Source organism: Streptococcus sp. WM07 (genome assembly GCF_004570525.1).
GTDB lineage: Bacteria > Bacillota > Bacilli > Lactobacillales > Streptococcaceae > Streptococcus.
Map to the genome: position 1 here is coordinate 1 of NZ_SPPZ01000076.1, position 6401 is coordinate 6401.

At 39.9% G+C, this 6401-nt stretch carries 6 protein-coding genes; 1 reads left to right on the plus strand and 5 read right to left on the minus strand.

The window, feature by feature from the left end:
• The 5 genes from E4T71_RS07945 to E4T71_RS07965 all read right to left on the minus strand — a co-directional run.
• The coding region (locus tag E4T71_RS07945; RefSeq protein ID WP_135034965.1) for a helix-turn-helix domain-containing protein at positions 1-214 on the minus strand (214 nt) is incomplete at its 3' end.
• Positions 215-437: 223 nt separating this feature from the next.
• Positions 438-689 carry a DUF896 family protein gene (locus tag E4T71_RS07950; protein WP_135038755.1) on the minus strand — a complete coding sequence of 84 codons (252 nt, stop codon included), beginning with the start codon at positions 687-689 and terminating at the stop codon, positions 438-440.
• Positions 690-697: 8 nt separating this feature from the next.
• Complete coding sequence (gene glyS, locus E4T71_RS07955) at positions 698-2722, minus strand: glycine--tRNA ligase subunit beta (protein WP_135038757.1); 2025 nt, start codon at positions 2720-2722, stop codon at positions 698-700.
• Position 2723: 1 nt separating this feature from the next.
• A complete protein-coding gene (glyQ, locus tag E4T71_RS07960; protein ID WP_135038759.1) occupies positions 2724-3638 on the minus strand; it encodes a glycine--tRNA ligase subunit alpha in 915 nt (304 codons plus the stop codon).
• 386 nt (positions 3639-4024) lie between these two features.
• Positions 4025-4978 carry an IS30 family transposase gene (locus tag E4T71_RS07965; RefSeq protein ID WP_135038761.1) on the minus strand — a complete coding sequence of 318 codons (954 nt, stop codon included), beginning with the start codon at positions 4976-4978 and terminating at the stop codon, positions 4025-4027.
• 490 nt (positions 4979-5468) lie between these two features.
• On the opposite strand from E4T71_RS07965, the gene E4T71_RS07970 reads away from it, so the two are divergent.
• Entirely contained in the window at positions 5469-6209 is a 741-nt protein-coding gene (locus tag E4T71_RS07970; protein ID WP_135038763.1) for a MerR family transcriptional regulator, read from the plus strand.
• Positions 6210-6401: the final 192 nt, after the last annotated feature.

Consider the following 6401-nt stretch of genomic DNA (forward strand, 5'->3'; position numbering starts at 1 on the left):
TAAGGAGTGCCTCTAAACCTCCTTCTAGATAACGGTTCAATAAGTTTCGTACAGTTTGATGAACAAAACCTACTGATTTAGCTACTGCTGTTAAATTCTGACATTCAGAGTAGAGAATGAGAGCTTGAATTTTCCTATGGTGCTGTGCATTCTTTTTATCTTTCAGGGCTTGCTTCAATTCGCTAATTTGATATTCATTTAGTTCGACTTTCATACCTTATAGTATACAGCTATTTTTGTTTTTTGTTAAGTATAAACACAATTACCAAACATTACCCAAAAAGAAAGAGGCTGGGCAAAAAGCCTTCGAAATAGAAAACAGCTTAGAATTACGTTATTAAAAACGTTGATTCTAAGCTGTTTTCTATTTATTCAAATTTCAAGCTAAGCCAGAAATTGCTAGTTTTTGCCCAGCCTCTCCTCAAAAGGCAGAAGGCTCAGTCTTCTTCCTTATCCCGGCTATGCAGACCTTTTTCTTTTTGAATTTGTTTCAACTTATCTGGAGTCACATCATTTCCTTCTTCGTCTACTAATTTAATCCCTTCAATATGGGCCTGTAAACTACGACGATAGCTAGCAATGTACTCCTTGCGAAGAGCTGCCTGCTCTTCCAATTCAGCCTCTGTTAGACCAACTTCTTTTTTCTTTTTGGCTAGCTCATTGATACGTTCAATTTTTGATTCTTCCATGTTTTCTCCTATTTTGTTTGTAGCAAGGTGAAGTGGGCTAGACGACTAGCTTTTTGACGTAAGAGTGCCAAAAGGGCTAGACGGTTCGCACGAACAGCAAGATCCTCTGCCATTACCATGTTGTTTTCAAAGAAATCTGCAATCAGCGGAGCCAAATCAAAGAGCTCCTGCATATTGATGTTCATATCCTCAGACCAAGATAAATTGTTGACTGCTTCTGCTAACGCTTTTTCAGAGTCAGACTCTAAGAGCTTGCTATCCACTTCAACTTGATCGGCTTTCTCTGCTAGGTTGAAAACACGAGACAGATTTTCAACAGCTTCTTTAAATCCTTCTCCTTTAGCTGCCTCTGCCAAAGCTTTGGCTGCCAACAGACGAGACGATACCTTAAATTGCGTATTAGAAAGGACTGCTCGAATAATATCCTTATTAATTGTTGCATCCATCATTTTTTCAATCCGAGCATTGAAGAATTCTAAGACTTCTGCTTTGTGTTGATACCATTCATTTTGGTACAAGACATCTTGTAATTCCTGCAAATCCAAATCCCAACCAAAAGCAGCTAAAATCCGGACAATCCCTTGAGTTGCTCTACGCAGCGCATAAGGATCGTTAGAACCACTTGGAATCAAACCAGCTGTAAAGAAGGACAACAAGGTATCCATCTTATCTGCTACAGCCAAGATAGCTCCAACACGACTTTCCGGCAAAACTCCTTCACTAGAGTTTGGCAAGTAGTGTTCACGAATAGCTTGGGCAACTGCTGGCTTCTCACCAGCTAACAGGGCATATTTCTCCCCCATAATCCCTTGCAACTCATCAAACTCTCCGACCATGCCCGTCAAGAGGTCAAACTTATAGATTTGAGCAGCACGCGCTAGCTCTTCCTGTTCCTCCACAGTCAAGCCAACTTGAGTCGCCAAATAGGCTGCAATAGAAGCTGTCCGCTCCATATGCTCAGAAAGACTTCCAATTTTCTCATGGAAGGTTACTTTAGCTAGTTTTGGCAACAACTCTTCAACGGCTAATTTCTGATCTTCTTTCCAGAAAAATTCCCCATCCTCTAGACGAGCAACCAAAACTTTTTCATTTCCCTTGATGACATTATCCAAGTGCTCCGCATTTCCATTTCGAACAGATACAAAGTGCGGTAAGAGCTTCCCTGCTTGATCCCGAACAACAAAATAACGTTGATGGGCCTTCATAGAAGTCACTAGAACTTCTTCCGGTAAGTCTAGGTATTTGGGATCGAAAGAACCTAGGAAAGCTGTCGGATACTCAACCAGATTCAAAACTTCATTCAACAAGGAGGAATCAATTTCCACCTGTACCCCATGCTCTTGCTCTAAGGCAGCTATTTGATCCATTATCATATGCGTCCGCTCTGCTGGATCCGCAATAACAAAAGCTTGTCGTAAATCTTCCTCATAACTATCTGCTGAAGCTAAAGTCACCTCTTGTCCCAAGAAACGATGGCCACGGCTAACGCGTCCGGATTCCAAATTCAAGAAACGAGCTTCTAGCAATTGGTCATTTACCAAGAGAGTTAACGTATGAACTGGACGAATGTATTCAAAGGTATAATTGGCCCAGTGCATGCTAACAGGGAAAGTCATTGCTTCTAAAGTCTCAGTCAAGTTAGGAAGAATTTCTTCAGCAGCTTGACCTTTTTCTTCCTTAGTGACATAGACATACTCTTCACCTTTGATTTCCTCAAAGCGAATGGCATCTGTTGTCAATCCTTTCCCTCGAACAAATCCCTCTGCGGCTTTGGTAAACTGACCATCTGCATCAAGGGCAATTTTCTTACTTGGACCCTTGAAATCTTCTACCAGATCCGTCTGGCGGTCTGCCAAGCCTTTAACCCGTACTGCCAAACGGCGGGGTGTTGAAAATGTTTCAATTTTTTCAAAATCCAAACGATGAGCTTTCAAAAAGTCTGCCACGCGCTGACCTAATTGTTCCATACTCCGAGTCACAAGGTAGGCTGGCATTTCCTCTAAACCGAGTTCAAGCAATACTGTCTTTGTCATCTTAGTCCTCCTCCGCTAGCAATTCTTGACGGCTGGCTTCATCCAACAAAGGATAGCCCAAACGCTTGCGCTCCGCCACAAATGTCTTAGCAACTTCCCGTGCCAAATTCCGAATCCGCGCAATATAGCCAGCCCGCTCAGTTACGGAAACCGCTCCCCGCGCATCCAAGAGGTTAAAAGTGTGGGAACACTTCAACACATAATCATACGCAGGGTGAACCAAATCGGCTTCCAAGGCTGCTTGCGCTTCCGCTTCAAACTTATTAAAGTTGTCCAAAAGCATCTCCTGATTACTCAACTCAAAACTATACTTAGAATGCTCAAACTCAGGTTGGTTAAAAATTTCACCATACTTAACGCCGGCTGTCCATTCAATATCATAAACGGAATCCACTTCCTGGATATAAGAAGCCAAACGCTCCAAACCATAAGTCACCTCAGCAGTCACCGGTTGAGTCGCCAAACCACCTACTTGTTGGAAGTAGGTAAACTGAGTGATTTCCATCCCATCCAACCAAACTTCCCAGCCAAGACCTGCAGATCCTGTTGAAGGATTTTCCCAGTTATCTTCAACAAAACGAATGTCATGTTCCAAAGGATTGATCCCCAAAACCTCCAAGGACTGCAAATACAGTTCTTGAATATTACTTGGACTTGGTTTCATCACTACTTGAAATTGGTGATGTTGGTAAAGACGGTTCGGATTCTCACCGTAACGACCATCCGCTGGACGACGAGAAGGCTCTACATAAGCCGCATTCCAAGGCTCAGGTCCAATCGCTCGCAAGAAGGTATACGGACTCATCGTCCCCGCCCCTTTTTCATTGTCATAAGCCTGCATCAACAAACAGCCTTGGTCACTCCAAAACTGCTGTAAGGTTAAAATAATTTCTTGAAAAGTAAGTTTCTCTGCCATAATGACCTGCTTTCTATTTTTCTCCATTAACCAGTTCAGACTCTCTGAAAAGCTCGAATACAAGCTGTTTCACTAAATTTACAAGAAAGTCTTTGGGGATAAAAAAGAACCACCTTTCACCCCCCTGTCCAAAGACAAGGGGCGTCGAAACGCGGTTCCACCCTATTTTTGCTTGTTAAGCCTTCATTCTTTCTTCACTGGTAAAAAGGGCCACTTATTCCTCTCCTATTCGGCTTCCACCATCCCGAACTCTCTGATAGTCGATAAGAATAATCAATCTTTTCGAAGACTATTCTATCAAAAGAAAGTCATATCCGTCAATAGGATTCTAAGATCTAATCTAACACTATAGTCATCCATTCTCCATGCTAAATTTCAAGTTGAAGTTAGCCACCGCTAAGAAATTCCTTCGGCGACTTGTAGCCCAAGCATTTTTTAGGATAGTTGTTTATCCAATTTTCAATAAAGGCGACCTCTTTTGGGGTCGTTTCTTTGGTTCCTTTTGGTAACCATCTGCGTATGAGTCTATTCTGGTTTTCATTGGTACCTCTTTCCCAAGATGAATAAGGATGTGCGTAATAGATCTGTTCTTCTGAAAATACTTCTGATAATCGATTGAACTCCGTTCCGTTATCTGCTGTAATAGATAGAATTTGGTACTCATTTAGAATTTGTTTGAGGGATTGATTTACAGATTGAGCGGTTTTATCAGGAATTAATCTCATGATTTGATAACGACTACGACGATCAGTCATAACCAATAAACAATTATTCTTTTCTTTGGTTAGAATAACTGTGTCAATCTCGTAGTGGCCAATTTCCATTCGAAGATTGATCTCCTTAGATCTCTCATCTATTGATTTACCTGCAGGTTTAAAAGTTGAATTCGTTTGCTTCCGACTAGCTTTTCTTCTTCTAGGATAAAGCATATCTTCCCTAGTTAGTCCAAGATGTCCATTGTTAATCCAGTAGTAGATTGTTGTGACAGCTACTTTAATGTTTTTTGTCCGAACCATCATTTCAGGTGAATATTTTTGATGATGGTAGTGAAGAATTTTCTCTTTCAGCTCTTCAGTCAGAATAAGTTTTTTAACAGACCGTTTACGATTCTTCTTGTAATTAGCCTGTGCAAAGTCAGCAGAGTAGACTTTTTTGTAGAGACCTTTTTTTACTTGTTGTAAAACAAGACCACGCTTAACCTCATTATTAATCGTTTGAGGCGCTTTTCCAAGAAGTCGAGCACTCTCTCGGTTTGACTTGCCTTGCTTTAGCCATCTTTCGATATTTCGGCGATCATTAATTGTCAGATGTTTTCCTTTTGTAGTATAATTATCTTGCATCTCTGTGCCTTTCCGTTTGTTTGTGGTGAACAACAAGTATAGAACGGAGGTGTTTTCTTATGCCTTAAAAAGAATTTCATTTGACAACAGGGACTTTTGAAGCTGTTTTTTAGGCTAAACCAAGGCTATGATTAGCCTTGGCAAATTAGCCTAACAGCTCCAAACCTGTCATCAAATGAAATCAATGACTTATCAGAATGAGCTGTAGTCCTCATCTCACAGTAAAGGTAGGTGGCTAACTTCATTTTAAAACTTTCGAAACGTGGAGAACGAACAGAAGAACGCAGTGCGTTCAAGTTTAGATCCAGAAAAAGCAAAGCGCATCAAATTCAATTGTCTTAAAGCATTGACTTGATGCGTTTTGTTGTGTGAAAGATATTTGTGGCAATAAATTTTTCATTCCTACTCATTTAATTTCAAAATAATATTCAAAAATTACTTGACTCTCCCCTAAGGGGAGGAATTATACTATTTTTGTAAGGAGGCAATCATGTATCGCATTAAAGAAGCTGCGCAGCTTTCAGGTGTTTCTGTCAAAACTCTGTATCACTATGATAAAATCGGTCTCTTGGTTCCTTTAAAATCAGAGAATGGCTACCGAACCTATAGTCAACAAGATTTGGAAATCCTTCAGGTAATCTTATTTTATAAGTATTTAGGATTTTCTTTAGAAAAAATTGCCGAGCTATTGAAGGAAAATCAGGCGGATTTGTTACCGCATTTAATGACACAATTAGATTCTTTGAAACGAGAGAGGGAGCATCTAGATACCTTGATTTCAACTTTACAAAAGACAATTGAAAATCAAAAAGGAGAAAGAAAGATGACTATTGAAGAAAAATTCGTTGGCTTCAGCTATCAAGATCATCAAAAATACTACCAAAGGGCAGTTGAAGAATATGGCCAAGAGGTGGTGGATCAAGCTATTGAGCGTCAAAGTGGACAAGAAGAGACTGTTGTTGCTGCCTTTAATCAAGTATTTCAAGCTTTGGTACAAAATCTTAAAAACGGTTTAGATGTTTGGGCTTGGGAAAATCAAGAAGAAGCAGGGAGGCTTTTACAAGCTATTCGAACTTATGGATTTGATTGTTCGTTAGATGTATTTGAACAAATTGGTAAAGGATACGTTCATAATCCAGAGTTTAAAGAAAATATTGATAAATTTGGGCAAGGAGCAGCACAATATACATCAGATGTAATTGCTTATTATGTCCAAAATCAGAAAAAATAACGTAAGCGCCCAATAACAGAGTATATTGACAAAACTCCAAGATTATAAGCAGATTGCTTTTAATTTTGGAGTTTTCTTTATCTACAATTCTCTTGGATTTTTGGAGCCCATGGTAAATAAGCCTCTAGAACCTCTTTTTTTACGAGAGTCTCCTCGTTTGGCAAATGTTCTAGAAGATAAGCTATATATTTT